Raw genomic sequence first — 15,423 nt, forward strand, 5'->3', positions numbered from 1 at the left:
AGAAATTGTCGTACCCCCCGGTCATGATGGATGCGTGACCGACGTGCTCGACCTGTTCTCGCCCGCCACCCGCGGCTGGTTCGCGGGTGCCTTCGCCGCGCCCACCGAGGCGCAGGCGGGTGCGTGGCGCGCGGCGCAGGCGGGTGAGCACGCGCTGGTCGTGGCGCCGACCGGTTCGGGCAAGACGCTGGCGGCGTTCCTCTGGGCGCTGGACCGGCTGGCGGCCGGACCACCGGCGGCGGACGCCCAGCGCCGCTGCCGGGTGCTCTACGTCTCGCCGCTGAAGGCGCTGGCGGTCGACGTGCAGCGCAACCTGCGGGCGCCGCTGGCGGGCATCCGGCAGGCCAGCCACCGGCTGGGGCAGACGCCGCCGGAGATCACGGTGGGCATGCGCACCGGCGACACGTCCGCGGCCGAGCGCCGCACGTTCCTCAAGACCCCGCCGGACATCCTGGTCACCACGCCGGAGTCGCTGTTCCTCATCCTCACCTCGTCGGCGCGCGAGTCGCTGCGCGGCGTCGAGACGGTGATCCTGGACGAGGTGCACGCGGTGGCCGGCGGCAAGCGCGGCGCGCACCTGGCGCTGTCGCTGGAGCGGCTGGACGCGCTGCTGCCGAAGCCGGCGCAGCGCATCGGCCTGTCCGCGACCGTGCGCCCGATCGACGAGGTCGGCTCGTTCCTCACCGGCGGCCGTCCGGTGCGGGTGGTGCAGCCGAAGACGGCGAAGACCATCGAGGTGCGGGTCGAGGTCCCGGTCGAGGACATGGCGAACCTGGACGCGCCCGCGCCGAGCCCGCTGGAGCGGCTGGACGCGATGCTGCCGGACGACGGCCCGCCGGACGAGCCGGCGGCGGTGCGCAGGCCGTCGATCTGGCCGTCGGTGGAGCAGCGGGTCCTGGAGCTGATCCGGCAGCACCGGTCGACCATCGTGTTCGCCAACTCGCGGCGGCTGGCGGAGCGGATGACGGCGCGGCTTAACGAGCTGGCCGCCGAGCAGACGGAACTGGCCGCCGACCAGCGGTTCCCCGCCGAGGCGATCGGCGAGTCCGGGCTCACCACGGGCGCGGCGGCGACGGTCGCGAAGGCGCACCACGGCTCGATGTCGCGCGAGCAGCGCACCCGGGTCGAGGAGGAGCTGAAGTCCGGGCTGCTGCCGTGCGTGGTCGCCACGTCGTCGCTGGAACTCGGCATCGACATGGGCGCGGTCGACCTGGTGGTGCAGATCGAGGCGCCGCCGACGGTCGCGTCCGGGCTGCAGCGCGTCGGCCGCGCCGGCCACCACGTGGGCGCGGTGTCCACCGGCGTGATGTTCCCGAAGTTCCGGGGCGACCTGGTGTCCTGCGCGGTGGTGTCGGAGCGGATGACGGCGGGCGCGATCGAGGCGGTGCGCTACCCGCGCAACCCGCTGGACGTGCTGGCGCAGCACATCGTGTCGATGGTGGCGCTGGAGCCGTGGTCGGTCGAGGACCTCGCGGCGACGGTGCGGCGGGCCGCGCCGTTCACCGCGCTGCCGGACGACGCGCTGCTGGCGGTGCTGGACATGCTGGCCGGGCGCTACCCCAGCGAGGAGTTCGGCGAGCTGCGCCCGCGCATCACGTGGGACCGGGTGTCGGGTGAGCTGCGCGGGCGGCCGGGGTCGCAGCGGCTCGCGGTCACCTCCGGCGGCACGATCCCCGACCGCGGGCTGTTCACCGTGATGACGCCGGGCGGCGACGGCAGCCCCGGCTCGCGGGTCGGCGAGCTCGACGAGGAGATGGTCTACGAGTCGCGGGTGGGCGACACGATCCTGCTGGGCACGTCGTCGTGGCGGATCACCGACATCACGCACGACCGGGTCATCGTGGTGCCCGCGCCGGGTGAGCCGGCGCGGATGCCGTTCTGGAAGGGCGACGCGCCGGGACGGCCGCTCGAACTCGGCCGCGCGCTGGGCGCGTTCGTCCGCGAACTGTCCAGTTCGGACGACGAGAAGGCTCGCGAGCGGGCCCGGCAGGCGGGTCTGGACGAGCTGGCGTGCGACAACCTCCTGACCTACCTGACCGAGCAGAAGGCGGCGACGCGGCACGTGCCCAACGACCGCACGATCCTGCTCGAACGCTTCCGCGACGAGCTGGGCGACTGGCGGGTGGTGCTGCACTCGCCGTTCGGCGCGCAGGTCAACGCGCCGTGGGCGCTGGCGATCGCGGCCCGGCTGCGGGAGCAGCGCGGGGTGGACGCCCAGGTCATGCACTCCGACGACGGCATCGTGCTGCGCCTGCCGGAAGCGCTGGACAGCGACGGCGCGGAGGTCACGATCGGCACCGACGACGTGCTGATCGACCCGGAGGAGGTCGAGCAGATCATCGTCGCCGAGGTCGGCGGCTCGGCCCTGTTCGCCGCGCGGTTCCGGGAGTGCGCGGCGCGGTCGTTGCTGCTGCCCCGGCGCGATCCGCGGCGACGCACCCCGTTGTGGCAGCAACGCCAGCGGGCCTCGCAACTGCTGTCGGTGGCCGCGAAGTACGAGCGGTTCCCGGTGGTGCTGGAGGCGATGCGGGAGTGCCTGCAGGACGTCTACGACGTCGGTGGCTTGCGTGAGCTGATGGCCGACGTGCGGGCGCGGCGCGTGAAGGTCGCCGAGGTGGAGACGCCGTCGCCGTCGCCGTTCGCACGCAGCCTGATGTTCGGCTACGTCGGGATGTTCCTGTACGAGACGGACGCGCCGCTGGCCGAGCGGCGGGCGGCGGCGCTGTCGCTGGACTCGACGCTGCTGGCCGAACTGCTGGGCACCGAGGCGATCCGGGAGCTGCTCGACGCCGAAGTGGTCGACGAGGTCGAGCGCTCGTTGCAGCGGCTGGAGCCGGACCGGCACGCGCGCAACGCCGAGGAGACCGCGGACCTCTTGCGGTTCCTGGGTGATCTGTCCGACGAGGAGGCCGCGGCGCGCGGCGTCCGGCGGGAGTGGCTAGACGAGCTGGTCGCGCAGCGGCGGGTCATCCGGGTGCGCATCGCGGGCGTGGACCGCAACCTGTCGATCGAGGACGCGGGCCGGGTGCGGGACGCGCTGGGCGTGGCGCTGCCGATCGGGGTGCCGGAGGCGTTCACCGAACCGGTCGCCGATCCGCTCGGCGATCTGCTGGCCCGGTACGCGCGGTCCCGCGGGCCGTTCTCCGCGCACCAGGCCGCGGAGCGGTTCGGGCTCGGGCCCGCGGTGGTGACGGGTGTGCTCGACCGGCTCACCGCCGAAGGCCGCCTGGTGCGCGGCGAGCTGCGGCCGGTCGGGCATCCGGAAACGCACGGCGCGGGCACCGAGTACTGCGACGCGGCGGTGCTGCGGCGGTTGCGGCGGGCATCGCTGGCGCGGCTGCGGGCCGAGGTCGAGCCCGTGGAACCCGCGGCGCTGGGCCGGTTCCTGCCGTCCTGGCACGGCATCGGGGCGCGGATGCGGGCCGCGCCGAGCGTCGACGACGTGCTGTCGGTGGTCGAGCAGCTGGCGGGGGCGCCGCTGCCGGCCAGCGCGCTGGAGTCGCTGATCCTGCCGAGCCGCCTGCCCGGGTACTACCCGGCGCTGATGGACGAGCTGATGACCGCGGGCGAGGTCGTGTGGTGCGGCGCCGGGGCACTGGCCGGTGGCGACGGGTGGGTGTCGCTGGCGCCCGCCGACGTGGCCGACCTGCTGCTGCCGGAGGCGGACGAGGAGGCGTCAACCAGCCCGCTGCACGAGGCGATCCTCGCCGCGCTGGACGGCGGCGCGTTGTTCTTCCGCCAGCTCGTCGACCGGGTGACGCCGCTGCTGGACAGCGCGCCGAACGACGCCGACGTGGTGGGCGCGCTGTGGGACCTGGTGTGGGCGGGCACGGTCACCGGCGACACGCTCTCGCCCCTGCGGGCGCTGGTGTCGGGCAAGGGCGCGGCGCACAAACCCCGCCAGGCGACGCCACGCAGCCGGTACGGGCGGATGCGCGCGGGGCGGCCTGCGATGCCGTCGCGCACCGGGCCGCCGACGGTGGCCGGGCGGTGGGCGCTCACGCCGATCCGCGAGTCCGACCCGACGCGGCGCACGCACGCGCGGACGGAGGCGTTCCTGGAGCGGCACGGGGTGCTGACGCGGGGCGCGCTGGAGACCGAGCGGGTCACCGGCGGGTTTTCCGGGATCTACAAGGTGCTGCGGGCGATGGAGGACTCGGGCCAGGTGATCCGCGGCTACGTCGTGGAGGGCCTGGGCGCGGCGCAGTTCGCGGCGCGTGGCGCGGTCGACCGGCTGCGGGCGATGTCCGATCCGAGCGGCACGCGGCGGCCGGACGCGATGACCGACGCTGTCGTGCTGGCGGCGACGGACCCGGCCCAGCCGTACGGTGCGGCGCTGTCGTGGCCTGCGGCGCTGGGCGACACCAAGCACCGCCCGGCGCGCAAGGCAGGCGCGCTGGTGGTGCTGGTCAACGGCGTGCCCGCGCTGTACGTCGAACGGGGCGGCCGGTCGCTGCTGTCGTTCACCGAGGACGAGCCGACGCTCAAGGCGGCCGCGCACGCACTGTCCCGCGCCGTCCGCGAGGGCTGGCTGGGGCAGCTGGCGGTCCAGCGGGCGGACGGCGAGCAGGCCCTGACCTCCGCCCTGGCCGACGTCCTCCGGGACGCGGGCTTCCGCGCCACCCCGAAGGGGCTCCGGCTACGAGCTTGAGATCACGTCACCCTCCGTTGGCTCACTCCGGGCGAGCACGATTTACTTTTCGTGACCCGAACGAGTGAGAGGACAACCCTGATGGCGTTGCGGGAGCTGCGGTACTTCGGCGACCCGGTGCTCAAGACGGTCTGCGATCCCGTGACCACGTTCGACAAGAAGCTCGAACAGCTGGTGACCGACCTGCTGGACAGCGTGCGGCCGGACGGGCGGGCCGGGCTGGCGGCGCCGCAGATCGGGGTGAGCCTGCGGGTGTTCAGCTACGAGGTGGACAACCTGTTCGGGTACGTGATCAACCCGGAGATCGTCGAGCTGTCCGAGGAGACGCACGAGATCAACGAGGGCTGCCTGTCCGTGCCCGAGCTGTGGTTCCCGACCCGCCGGGCGAAGCGCGCGGTGGTGCGTGGCGTCGACCTGCGGAACGAGCCGGTCACCGTGGAGGGCGAGGACGTGCTGGCGCAGTGCCTCCAGCACGAGACCGACCACCTCGACGGCGTGCTCTACCTCGACCGGCTGGAGAAGGACCGGAAGCGGCAGGCGCTCAAGCAGGCGCGTGACAAGGACTGGTTCTGGAACCGCTGACCCCCGCCAAGAGGCGGCCGCGAGCCCGGTGAGCGTGGCCCGCGAGCCGCGGTGGGCGCTGCCCTGGGCATCGCCGGAAGGCTGCGGAGCTCCGCCAACGACACGACCGCCTCGGCGGGCACTCCCCGGGCGTCGTGAGGGCCGCGACGAGCGCGGCCCCGAGCGCCGCGCGCGGCGATCTTGGGCGACCCCACACGTTGTGGGAAAGCGATCTCGCGGCGGCGCGTCCGCGGCTTCCGCGCCGACAGCGCGCGGAAGCCATCACTGCGGCGACCGTCGCCGCGGGCTACAGCTCGCTCAGCACGCGAGCACCCGCGGCCTCCAGGTCGATCCGCATCAGCCCCTCCTCCTCCGGCGGCTCCGGCGCCAGTCCCGCCCGCCGCGCGGTCCGGTAGATGCCGTCCCGCCCGGGCAGTGACACCGCCACCAGCCTGCGGCAGCCGCGCGCCGCGGCGATCTCCGCCAGGCGGCCCATCAGCGCGGTGCCCACGCCGTTGCGCTGCCAGCCGTCCTCGACGAGCAGCGACACCTCGGCGATCTCGCCCGTCGGGCCGGGGATGAGCTGCCCGACGCCGATCACCTCGCGCCCGCACACCGCGAGCAGGCTCATCCCCCGCGGCGGCACCAGCAGCCGGTGCAGCCAGCGGCGCGGCATGGTGCGCATCCCCGTGTGGTAGCGCGCGAAGAGCGTCGTCATCGAGCACCGCGCGTGCATCGCGGACACCGCCTCGGCGTCGGCCGGCTTGCCTTCGCGCAGCACGACCGCCGCGCCGTCGGCGCAGGTCAGGGCCAGCGGGCTGGACACGTTGCGCCGCGCGCCGTCCAGCAGTCCCAGCAGCGCCTCCGCGCGGGTCAGTTCCAGCTGCACGAACGGCGCCCACCGCCGCCGGGCCACCAGCGCGGTCTTTCCGTCCACCGCGAACACCACCCGGTGGCCGCCCTCGACGCGCGCCGGGTTGGCCTCGGCCAGCGGCACGACCGTGACGAGATCCGCGGTCAGCACCTCACGCAGCACCTCGGCCCGGCGCGACGGGTCGTCGACCGCCCGCGCGGCCGCGGTGAGCGTCGCGGCGGAGGCGTCCACCAGCTCGCGCACGTCGGCGTCGGTGATGCACGAGCACTCGCACCCCTCGGCCTGGATCGCCGCGACGAGCTGCTCCTTGGTGAGCCCGGTCGCGGGCCGGATCACCACCTCGTCGAGCACCCCGCCCGGCACCGGGAGCACGTTCAGCCCCAGGATGTTGCACTCCAGGTCGGCCATCCGGATCGCGATGCGCGCCAGCATGCCGGGGTGGTCGTCCATCCGGATGCGGACCCGCCAGACGGCCGACGAGACCTCGTCCTCGACGACCGGCTGCGGCACCGCTCTTCGCGTGCGAATCAACATCCCATAACGATCGCCCACGGTTGTTGCCGAGCGTGGACGCGTGTGTTTCGCCCGTGTCAGGCTCCGGCCGCCGCCGCAACGGCGCCGAAACACTCAGCGCGGCGACAGCACGCAGAACTCGTTGCCCTCCGGATCGGCCAGCACGTCCCACGGGACGTCGCCCTGACCGATGTCGATCCGCCGCGCGCCGAGCCCGCACAACCGGTCCGCCTCGGCCGCGGTGTCGCCGTCCGCGAACGGCGCGACGTCCAGGTGCAGCCGGTTCTTGCCGGCCTTCGCCTCGTCGCTGCGCAGGAACTCCAGCCACGGCCCGCGCCCGGTCGGCGCGCGCAGCCCGACGATCACCGGCTCCTGGTTGCCGATCCGCCACCCCGCGGCCTCGGCCCAGAAACCGGCCAGCGCCAAGGGATCGCGGGCGTCCACGACGACCGCCGCGATGGCCTCCGTCGTGGTGTAGCCGGGCCGGGGTTCGAGCACGCAGAATTCGTTGCCCTCCGGGTCGGCCAGCACCTCCCAGGGGACCGCGTCCTGGCCGATGTCGCGCTTGCGCGCGCCCAGGGCCAGGGCCCGGTCCACCTTGGCCGCCTGGTCCGACGGCGACGTGCTGGCGAGGTCGAGGTGCACCCGGTTCTTCACGGCCGGGTCCTTGGCCTCCGGCACGGTGCCGAAGACCAGCAGGAGGCCGTCGTCCCCGGGCGCCTCGACGTCGATCTCCTCGTCGTCGGCGAAGGTGATCGTCCAGCCGAGCAGCTGCGCCCAGAACTCCGCCAGCTCCCGGGTCCGGTTCGCGTCGATCACGAGGCTGTCCAGTCGTGTCGCCATGCCCGGGACGATATCCAGCAACGCTTCCCCACGTCCTGGAATTTTCACTTCGTCGCCAGGCGCAGCAGCGCCCAGAACTGCCCGATCGAATCGTCGCTCCGCTCCCAGGTGACCGACCCGTGCCCGAGCCTGCCCCACAGCCACTGGTAGACCGCCATCGGCGGACCGGTGACCAGTCCGTTCGCCCGGTCGGTGTCGGCGGCCGAACAGCGCCAGGCGACCGTCTCACCGGGCCCCGCGCGGGCGATCCAGTCGTGGCCACCGCTGCGGATCCCGACCGATCCGGTGAACGTGCCGGACAGCCCGAGCATCGGCAGCCGCTGCCCGAACCACAGCGCCAGGATCTCGTCGATGCCGTCGATCGCCACGTCTTCGTCGACCTCGGTGACGATCCGGTTCGCGGCGTTCTGGAGGTCGATCCGGTGCACCGTGGTCTCGTGCGCCATGCGGCGGCACCAGAACCCGTAGGTGCGGTCGGCGGGCCACCAACTGGCCGCGTGCTCGGCGGGGTCGTGCGAGGTCAGCTCGCGGTACAGCGCCGCGAACCCCTCCCGCAGGTACTCCTCACCGCTCTGGCCGTCCGCCGGGTCCCGCTGCCAGTCCGAGGGGCGCCTGCCCTCGGTCATCCAGCCCGTGGCGACGCGGTAGACGCCGCCGACGTGCCGGACCACCTCGCCGATCGTGAGACCGGGTGTGGTGGGGACCGGTGTGTCCGGCGCCGCCTCCCGCGCCGTCGCGGTGAGCCGGTCGACCTCGGCGCCCAGCACGTCCAGCAGGCGGCCGTGGTCGACGAGTGCTTGCCCGGTCATCGCCTTCGGGACGCCTTCCTCAGGGTCGGCGGCGCGTCGCACTGCCGCACCCGGCTCGGGGTCACGGGCGTCCGCCCGTGGACGAGGTCGCGGGCCAGCTCGACGAACAACGCGGACTGGCGCAGCAGCTCGTCGGCCCGTTCGGGGGTGATCCGGCGGGTGTTGCCCGCCTGCGCGGCGGCGCGGGCCGCCGAGTGCGCGGCGAAGTACGCCGTCCAGTCGGTCAGCTCGGGCGCCGCCGTCTCGAGCAGCACCCAGACGCTGGCCGGGCGGGCCCGGCCGCGGTGCGGACGGCCGCTCGCCGCGAGCACCGCGGCGCCCGCGCGGAGCGCGGCCAGGTACGCCGCGATGAACCTGGGCGCCGGCTGGGCGGCGTGCCGGGCCTCGGCGAGGCCCCGCCGGGCGTCGGCGAGCAGGGCCGTGGCGGCGGGTGCCGCCGGAGGACGGACCGGTAGCGGCAGCGCCGGCTGCCTCTCCTCGGCGTGGGATGCGACGGCAATGGACATTGCCCCTCCCTCGGAACAACGTGCTGGTGGCGGCCCCCGGTGCCGAAACGCTTCCCCCGTTCCGGCACCGGGTGGCCTGACCGGCGAGCGCTCACCGGATGTCGAACTCTTGTTCGAGCGAGTTCCAGCGTAGCTTCGAACACCTGTTCGTTCAAGTCCTGGAATGACGTGGTGTGCCGCACTCCAGCGCGTTCGATCACACGATCGGGTCAGAAAGGAAGTTCCGCGGAACTCGCCCCGGGGACCCGGCGACCTGCACGACGTCACGCCGGGCCGGTCCGCCGCCCAGCCCACCTGCCCGGTGTCACACACCCCCCGCACAACGCGCGGAAAAGTGGTTCAATGCCGCGGGAACTTTCCCGCGTTCGCGGACGACGTGGATCACGGGCCTCCCACACCCGACTCCCCCAGGAAGGTGCGCCCATGCTCGTCCGGCGTCTGTCCGTCGCGCTCGCACTGGCCGGCACGGCGCTGCTGGCCGCCGCGCCCGCCGCATCGGCCCACACCACGCTGCAGAGCAGCGACCCGGCCGAAGGCGCGGCGCTGTCCACCGCGCCGCGGCAGGTGAGCCTCAAGTTCGGCGGCGCGTTCACGCTCCCGGCCGACCCGATCCGGATCACCGGCCCGGACGGCGCGCAGTGGCAGGTCGGCCCGGCGACGGTGACCGAGCGGACCCTCACCGCGCCGGTCCAGCCGTCCGGTCCCGCCGGGGCCTACGTGCTCACCTGGTCGATCGTCGCGGCCGACGGCGACCCGATCAGCGGCCGGATCAACTTCTCGCTCACGGCGCCCGCCTCCACACCGTCGTCAGCCGTGCCCTCGTCGCCCGCGCCGGCTCCCGCGACGCAGCAGGCGGCCGAGACGCCGGACGACGGCGGCTTCCCGGCCTGGGCGTGGATCGTCCTCGCCGTGGTCGTGGTCGCCGCCGTCGCGGCGGTCATCGTCCGGGGGCGGCGTTCATCGAGCTGAGGGCGGTGTCGATGACCTCCCGGCTGTCCACCAGCAGCGCCTGCGCCGCGGTGCGCCCCGTCGCGGCCAGGTACGCGTCGACCAGCCGGTTGCCCACGGCGTAACCGGCGCCGGTGGGCAGTCCGACCGGCGTGGCGCCGTACCGGATCGCGTGCGCGTCGCCGTGCACCCACGCGGTGAAGTTCTGCATGCCGGTCACCTCCAAGCCGGAGACGACCTTGGCGAACACCGCGTCGTCGTGCAGGTGCGGCACGCCGACGCGGGCGTAGCCGAGCTCGTCGCCGTACAACTGGCGGGCGAACGCGTCCGCCAGGCCCTCGGACACCACCTGCTCCCCCACCGTGACCGTCGCCGGGTCCCAGACCACGCCGCCGCTGGAGTAGCGGAGGTTGTGGTTCAGCTCGTGGACCGCGGTCGCCTCCAGCCGCGCCAGGTTCTCCGGGAACGGCCAGAAGTTGAGGAACAGGTAGCCGGACACGCTGCCGTTGGCCGTCATGCCCAGGCTCGTGCCCATGAAGTGCTCGTCACCGGGGTCGCCGAGGACGATCAGGACGGTGATGCCGGGCACCGCGAGCTCCGGGGTCGCCTCCAGCTGCACGGCGACGGCGTCGCGCAGCGCGCGCTCGATCCGGCCCCACGCATCCGCGTCGTGCAGCGCCTCCAGCGCCTCCAGGCACTTGTCCTCGTCGCGGTCGAGCGGGAAACCCGAGCCCATGCGGTGCATCGCGACGAGGTCCACCTCGCCGGGGAAGTAGCGGTACATGCCTGCGGCGGGCCGTAGCATCGCTTCGAGCAGCGCGGCCCGCTCCTCCAGCGGGGCGCGCAGGATCCGCCGCATGGCGGGGTAGGTGTCCAGAACCGTGATCGTCATGGGCGCGACGCTAAAGCCTCCAGCTAGGGGAGACTCAACCCGTTTAGAGCATCGGCACGAGCATCGCGGCCATGCCGGCGCCCATCACGGCCCGCGCGGCGCCCGTGCCACGGCCGCCGGGCCCGCCCCGCACCGCGCGCCACCCGGACAGGGCGGTGTCGGCGGCGAAGTACACGACCAGACCGGCCATCACGGCGGGCAGCAGGAACCCGGCGGACGCGCTGGAGTGGCCGCCGTGGTCACCGCTCGCCGCGGGCGCGCCGCCCATGGCGCTGACCATCGCGAGCATCGCCACCGCGCCCAGCAGGTGGTGCGTCGCCGCGGAGCGCCACCGCGGCAGGCCGGGCGCGGCGCGGAACAGCGTGGCCGCGAACCAGGCGGCCATCGCCACGAACACGACGTTCCAGGCGATCGCCGGGACGGAGTTGCCCCACGGCACGAACATCAGCGCCATCGCCACGGCCATCACCGAGTGCGCGAGCGCGGACTCGCGGTCGCCGGTCACCCCGTCGCAGCACGCCGCCCACGACCGGGCCGCCGGGGCGAGGACCTGGATCAGGGAGAAGACCGCGAGCACCGTGAACAGGCCGGCCAGCGACCAGCCGAGCCATGCCGGGGAGGAGAACATGCGGGGCCACCTTTCGCACGGATCGGCTCACGATATCGTTGGCGGACAAGGAAAAACACGCCCGACGGGCGGGCGTGAAAAGTCCCACGGCCGGGAACTCCCGGGCCGCTCCGGACGACTGGGCGGGGATACGCGTCGCCACCGGCCGCGGCCCGTGATCTCATATCGGTATGAGCAGCCTGGACCATCCGGCGGTGGCCAAGGTCGCTGCCGCGCTCGCCGAGGCGGGCAAGCACGACGCCGCTGCCGGCATCCGCATCCTGCCGGCCGAGGTGCGCACGGCCGCGCAGGCCGCCGAGGCCCTCGGGGTCGAGACCGGCGCGATCGCCAACAGCCTCGTCTTCCGCGCGGTGTTCGCCGACCGCACCGTCCCGCTGCTGTCGCTGACCTCGGGCGCCCACCGGGCCAACACGGACACCCTCGCCGCGCTGGTCGGCGCCGAGTCGGTGGAGAAGGCCGACCCGGCGTTCGTGCGCGAGCACACCGGGCAGGCCATCGGCGGCGTCGCCCCGGTCGGGCACCCGGCCCCGGTGCTCACTCTCGTCGACACCGCGCTGCAGGCCTACGACACGGTGTGGGCGGCGGCCGGGCACGCCAAGTCGGTCTTCCCGACCACCTTCGCCGACCTCGTCGCCGTCACCGGCGGACAGCCCGCGGACGTCGCGTCATGACCACGTCCCTGCACTACACCCAGCTGTCCGCCGACGACTTCCGCACCCGGCTGCGGGAAGCGCTCGCCATCTACGTCGAGGCGATGCGCTACCCGCCGGGCACGGCCGAGCAGCGCGCCCCGATGTGGCTCACCCACGCCCTGCGCGAGGGCTGGCGCTGCATCGCCGCGTTCGACGCCGAGGGCACGATGCTCGGCATCGCCTACGGCTACCGGGGCGCGCCCGGCCAGTGGTGGCACGAGCAGGTGCGGCGCGGGCTGACCTCCGCGGGCGGCGAGCAGCTAGCCCAGCAGTGGCTGGCCGACTACTTCGAACTGACCGAGATCCACGTCCGCCCGGCGAGCCAGGCCCGCGGGATCGGCGAGGACCTGCTGCGCCGCCTGCTCGACGGCGTGCCCAACCGGCACGTCCTGCTGTCCACGCCGGAGGGGCCGAGCCGGGCGTGGAAGCTGTACCGGCGCCTGGGTTTCGTCGACGCGCTGCGCGACTACCACTTCGCCGGTGATCCACGCCCGTTCGCCATCCTCGGCCGCACCCTGCCGCTGGAGCCTCAGGACCGCAGGTAGCCCACCAGCAGTCCGGCGCCGAGCAGTGCGGCGCCGCACCAGCCCTGGACGCCGAGGTCCTCGTGCAGGACGACGGCGGACAGGATCGCCGCGGTGAGGGGTTCCAGCAGGGTCGCGAGCGCCGCCACGACGGGCCGCGCGGCGCCGAGGACGCGGAAGTACAGCACGTACCCCAGGCCGGTCGGCACGACGCCGAAGTACAGCGCGACCGCGAGGACGTCCAGCCGCAGCGGCAGCGCCATGCCGAGGACCAGCCCGGCTGGCAGCAGCAGGAGCCCGCCGGTGAGCAGCCCGAACGCGGTGGTGCGCTGGTAGTCCAGGCCTTCGACGGGACGGCGCAGCGCCAGCGTCAGCACGCTGAAGCCGGCGCCGGCGGCCAGTGCGAACGCCACGCCGCCGAGCAGCCGCCAGCCGCCCTGGCCGGGGGTGGCGGACAGCAGCGCGAGCCCGGCCAGCCCGAGCGCGACCGAGACCAGGGTCAGCGGGCCGGGCAGGCGGCGGGCGCGGACGGCCGTGGCGGCGGTGACGAAGACCGGCACGCTGCCGATGGTGACCATCGTCGCGGTGCCGACCGAGGTCAGCGTGACCGCCGCGAAGTACGCCGCCTGGAACGAGCCGAGTAGCCCGCCGGCCAGCGCGATCCGGCGAACCACCGGCTTGGTCCAGACCATCCCGCGGAGGCCGCGGGAGAGCCACAGGAAGACCACGAGCGCGGCGCCGCCGAGCAGCAACCGGTACGTGGCAACGGAAATCGCGGAAAGACCACCGCGGGTGGCGAGCAGCGACCCGGACAGGCCGCCGGTGCCCCACAGCACCCCGGCGACGAGCAGGGTCAACGACGATCGGGCGCGCGCGGGCGCCTCGACGGAAACGGACATGGGAAATTCGCTCCTGCGTCTGATGTGGACAATGCCGTGGACGCGGGGCGATGCGACATCACGAAACCCGTGATGCCTTGTGGCGCCGCAGAAGTGCGGCGAGAAGCGACCGCCCCGCTAGGCCGGGGGCGGCGGGGTGACGAGGAAGACCCGGTGCATCAGCACATCCTTCAGTCGTTGTTCCTAAGCGGCGGAGCCGCTTGCGGTGGGGCCGTCAGCCGGCACCGCCGCGGGTTCTGAGGTGGTTCCTGGCGAGGACAGCGCCGACGTGGTGAATCGGCATTCATGAGGAGGCGATCCCACAGCCAGGGGCCGCCTGGAATCGAGCCAGTCGCGCGGAGCGCGTCCGTTGAGGGTGGTGGTGGGCTGGCGGGAGGGGCCGCTACCCGCACCGCCACGCAAGCCATGGTTGAAACTCCCCTAGTCGAGTTCGGCGAGCTGTTCGCGGAGGGTGTCGAGGCCCATGCCGCCCAGGCGGAGGGCCTTCGTGTGGAAGTCCTTGAGGTCGAACGCGTCGCCCTGGCGCTTGCGCGCGTCCTCACGCGCCTCGATCCACAGGCGCTCCCCCAGCTTGTACGCCGGGGCCTGGCCGGGCCAGCCGAGGTAGCGGTTGATCTCGTCGCGCACCAGCGGCTCGTCGGTGATCGTGCGGGTCAGCATGAACTCCAGGCCGAGGTCGGGCGTCCACCGCTCGCCCTCGTGGAAGCCGGTGCCGGACGGGATCTCCAGCTCCAGGTGCATGCCGAAGTCGACGATCACCCGCGCGGCGCGGAACAGCTGCTCGGACAGCATGCCGAGCAGGTCGCCGTCGTCGGCGAGGTAGCCGAGGTCCTGCATCAGCCGCTCGGCGTAGAGCGCCCAGCCCTCGCCGTGCCCGGACGTGAACGCCAGCAGCCGCTGGAACCGGTTGAGCGACTGCTCGTGCACGGCGGTGGCGATCTGCAGGTGGTGACCCGGCACGCCCTCGTGGTAGACGGTGCTGACCTCGCGCCAGGTGGTGAACTCGTCGCGGCCCGGCGGCAGCGACCACCACATGGTGCCGGGACGGGTGAAGTCCTCGTTCGGGCCCGTGTAGTACGCGCCGGCGCCGCCGCCGGGCGGGGCGATGCGGCAGTCCAGGGCCATCAGCGGGTCCGGGATGTCGAAGTGCTTGCCGCGCAGGTCGGCCAGCGCGGTGTCGGACAGTTCCTGCATCCACCGCTGGAACGCGTCCCGGCCCCGCACCTGGTAGCGCGGGTTCGCGTCCAGCGCCGCGGCGGCGTCGGCGAGCGTGCCGCCCGGCGCGATGCGCTCGGCGACGGCCTTCATCTCGGCTTCCAGCCGCAGGAACTCGGCCCAGCCCCACTCGTAGGACTCGCGCGGGTCGAGCTTCGCGCCGATGAAGTACCGCGACCAGAGCCGGTAGGCGTCCTCGCCGACGGCGTCCTTCGCGCGGGCCTTCGGCGCCAGTTCGGCCCGCAGGAACCCGGCGAGCTCGGCGTAGGCCTCCTGGGCGGCGCGGGCACCGCGGTCGAGGTCCGCGCGCGGCGCACCGTCGGGCGCGCCGGCGATCATGTTCTGGAAGAAGCCGGTCTCCCCGGACAGCCCGGCCCACGTCTCGGCCTGCTCGGCGACCTTGGTGACCTGGCGCAGCGCGGGCGCGTTGCCGGCTTCGGCGGCGGCGAGCAGGGACGCGCGGATGCCGTCGACCGCGTCCGGGACCTTCGCCAGGCGCTTGGCGATGGTCGCCCACTGCTCGGGCGTGTCGGTGGGCATGAGGTCGAACACCATGCGCAGGTCCTGCACCGGGCTCGCGATGACGTTCAGCGACGCGACGTCCAGGCCGGCGTCGTGGATCTCCAGGTCCAGCCCGATCCGCTCGGTGAACACGGCCTTGGCCGCACGCTCCCCCGCGTCGGCGGGCTCGGCGGCGGTGACGGCCTCCAGCGCCCGCCGCTCCAGCGCGGCGCGGGCGGCGTAGCCCTCCGGCGAGTAGTCGGTGAGCTGGTCGTCGTAGCCCGGGATGCCCATCTCGGTCGCCGCGACGGGGTGCGCGGCGGCGAAGTCCTCGACGAACTGGTCACAGATCTGGTGCACGCCCATG

Annotated in this window: 13 protein-coding genes; 5 read left to right on the forward strand and 8 right to left on the reverse strand. The window is 73.8% G+C overall.

The window, feature by feature from the left end:
- Nucleotides 1-34 precede the first annotated feature (34 nt).
- Nucleotides 35-4,651: an ATP-dependent helicase gene (locus ABZ215_RS05375; protein WP_354947897.1), complete on the forward strand. Its 4,617-nt coding sequence runs from the start codon at nucleotides 35-37 to the stop codon at nucleotides 4,649-4,651.
- 81 nt (nucleotides 4,652-4,732) lie between these two features.
- The gene (def, locus tag ABZ215_RS05380; RefSeq protein ID WP_020419632.1) at nucleotides 4,733-5,233 is read left to right on the forward strand and encodes a peptide deformylase; all 501 of its coding nucleotides are present in this window, start codon (nucleotides 4,733-4,735) and stop codon (nucleotides 5,231-5,233) included.
- Nucleotides 5,234-5,519: 286 nt separating this feature from the next.
- Here the strand turns inward: def and ABZ215_RS05385 are convergent, their stop codons facing one another.
- The 4 genes from ABZ215_RS05385 to ABZ215_RS05400 form a co-directional block, all read right to left on the reverse strand.
- Nucleotides 5,520-6,620, reverse strand: a complete 1,101-nt coding sequence (locus tag ABZ215_RS05385; protein WP_354947899.1) for a GNAT family N-acetyltransferase — start codon at nucleotides 6,618-6,620, stop codon at nucleotides 5,520-5,522.
- A 93-nt stretch (nucleotides 6,621-6,713) separates the two neighbouring features.
- A complete protein-coding gene (locus ABZ215_RS05390; RefSeq protein ID WP_354947901.1) occupies nucleotides 6,714-7,442 on the reverse strand; it encodes a VOC family protein in 729 nt (242 codons plus the stop codon).
- Nucleotides 7,443-7,486: 44 nt separating this feature from the next.
- Nucleotides 7,487-8,251 (reverse strand): maleylpyruvate isomerase family mycothiol-dependent enzyme, encoded by a 765-nt coding sequence (locus ABZ215_RS05395; protein WP_354947903.1) that lies wholly within the window; start codon nucleotides 8,249-8,251, stop codon nucleotides 7,487-7,489.
- Nucleotides 8,248-8,757 carry an SAV_6107 family HEPN domain-containing protein gene (locus ABZ215_RS05400; RefSeq protein ID WP_237337217.1) on the reverse strand — a complete coding sequence of 170 codons (510 nt, stop codon included), beginning with the start codon at nucleotides 8,755-8,757 and terminating at the stop codon, nucleotides 8,248-8,250. Before ABZ215_RS05400 ends, ABZ215_RS05395 begins: the two co-directional genes overlap by 4 nt.
- A gap of 423 nt (nucleotides 8,758-9,180) precedes the next feature.
- On the opposite strand from ABZ215_RS05400, the gene ABZ215_RS05405 reads away from it, so the two are divergent.
- Entirely contained in the window at nucleotides 9,181-9,726 is a 546-nt protein-coding gene (locus ABZ215_RS05405) for a copper resistance CopC family protein (protein ID WP_354947905.1), read from the forward strand.
- Here ABZ215_RS05405 and ABZ215_RS05410 read toward each other — a convergent pair.
- Nucleotides 9,695-10,597 (reverse strand): DUF2268 domain-containing putative Zn-dependent protease, encoded by a 903-nt coding sequence (locus ABZ215_RS05410; protein WP_354947907.1) that lies wholly within the window; start codon nucleotides 10,595-10,597, stop codon nucleotides 9,695-9,697. The genes ABZ215_RS05405 and ABZ215_RS05410 overlap by 32 nt on opposite strands.
- Before the next feature lie 43 nt (nucleotides 10,598-10,640).
- Complete coding sequence (locus ABZ215_RS05415; RefSeq protein WP_020419639.1) at nucleotides 10,641-11,225, reverse strand: DUF5134 domain-containing protein; 585 nt, start codon at nucleotides 11,223-11,225, stop codon at nucleotides 10,641-10,643.
- A 170-nt stretch (nucleotides 11,226-11,395) separates the two neighbouring features.
- Between ABZ215_RS05415 and ABZ215_RS05420 the strand changes: the two genes are divergently transcribed.
- Together ABZ215_RS05420 and ABZ215_RS05425 are read left to right on the forward strand one after the other, a co-directional pair.
- Nucleotides 11,396-11,896, forward strand: coding sequence for a YbaK/EbsC family protein (locus ABZ215_RS05420; RefSeq protein ID WP_020419640.1), 501 nt, complete (start codon nucleotides 11,396-11,398; stop codon nucleotides 11,894-11,896).
- A complete protein-coding gene (locus ABZ215_RS05425; protein ID WP_237337214.1) occupies nucleotides 11,893-12,462 on the forward strand; it encodes a GNAT family N-acetyltransferase in 570 nt (189 codons plus the stop codon). The genes ABZ215_RS05420 and ABZ215_RS05425 overlap by 4 nt, the downstream gene beginning before the upstream one ends.
- On the opposite strand, the gene ABZ215_RS05430 is transcribed toward ABZ215_RS05425, so the two are convergent.
- Together ABZ215_RS05430 and ABZ215_RS05435 are read right to left on the reverse strand one after the other, a co-directional pair.
- Nucleotides 12,447-13,340 (reverse strand): EamA family transporter, encoded by an 894-nt coding sequence (locus ABZ215_RS05430; protein WP_354947910.1) that lies wholly within the window; start codon nucleotides 13,338-13,340, stop codon nucleotides 12,447-12,449. The two genes, ABZ215_RS05425 and ABZ215_RS05430, sit on opposite strands and share 16 nt — an antisense overlap.
- A 420-nt stretch (nucleotides 13,341-13,760) precedes the next feature.
- Nucleotides 13,761-15,422 carry a DUF885 domain-containing protein gene (locus ABZ215_RS05435; RefSeq protein ID WP_237337212.1) on the reverse strand — a complete coding sequence of 554 codons (1,662 nt, stop codon included), beginning with the start codon at nucleotides 15,420-15,422 and terminating at the stop codon, nucleotides 13,761-13,763.
- Nucleotide 15,423 lies beyond the last annotated feature (1 nt).

The sequence above is a fragment of the Amycolatopsis sp. NPDC006131 genome, assembly GCF_040614175.1.
GTDB lineage: Bacteria > Actinomycetota > Actinomycetes > Mycobacteriales > Pseudonocardiaceae > Amycolatopsis_E > Amycolatopsis_E tucumanensis.

Bases quoted from the DNA above. Each gene is read 5' to 3' on its own strand.
- ABZ215_RS05420 (WP_020419640.1), top strand. From the start codon at position 11,396: ATGAGCAGCCTGGACCATCCGGCGGTGGCCAAGGTCGCTGCCGCGCTC.
- ABZ215_RS05385 (WP_354947899.1), bottom strand. From the start codon at position 6,620: ATGTTGATTCGCACGCGAAGAGCGGTGCCGCAGCCGGTCGTCGAGGAC.
- ABZ215_RS05415 (WP_020419639.1), bottom strand. From the start codon at position 11,225: ATGTTCTCCTCCCCGGCATGGCTCGGCTGGTCGCTGGCCGGCCTGTTC.
- ABZ215_RS05400 (WP_237337217.1), bottom strand. From the start codon at position 8,757: ATGTCCATTGCCGTCGCATCCCACGCCGAGGAGAGGCAGCCGGCGCTG.
- ABZ215_RS05395 (WP_354947903.1), bottom strand. From the start codon at position 8,251: ATGACCGGGCAAGCACTCGTCGACCACGGCCGCCTGCTGGACGTGCTG.
- ABZ215_RS05430 (WP_354947910.1), bottom strand. From the start codon at position 13,340: ATGTCCGTTTCCGTCGAGGCGCCCGCGCGCGCCCGATCGTCGTTGACC.
- ABZ215_RS05410 (WP_354947907.1), bottom strand. From the start codon at position 10,597: ATGACGATCACGGTTCTGGACACCTACCCCGCCATGCGGCGGATCCTG.
- ABZ215_RS05435 (WP_237337212.1), bottom strand. From the start codon at position 15,422: ATGGGCGTGCACCAGATCTGTGACCAGTTCGTCGAGGACTTCGCCGCC.
- ABZ215_RS05390 (WP_354947901.1), bottom strand. From the start codon at position 7,442: ATGGCGACACGACTGGACAGCCTCGTGATCGACGCGAACCGGACCCGG.
- def (WP_020419632.1), top strand. From the start codon at position 4,733: ATGGCGTTGCGGGAGCTGCGGTACTTCGGCGACCCGGTGCTCAAGACG.
- ABZ215_RS05405 (WP_354947905.1), top strand. From the start codon at position 9,181: ATGCTCGTCCGGCGTCTGTCCGTCGCGCTCGCACTGGCCGGCACGGCG.
- ABZ215_RS05425 (WP_237337214.1), top strand. From the start codon at position 11,893: ATGACCACGTCCCTGCACTACACCCAGCTGTCCGCCGACGACTTCCGC.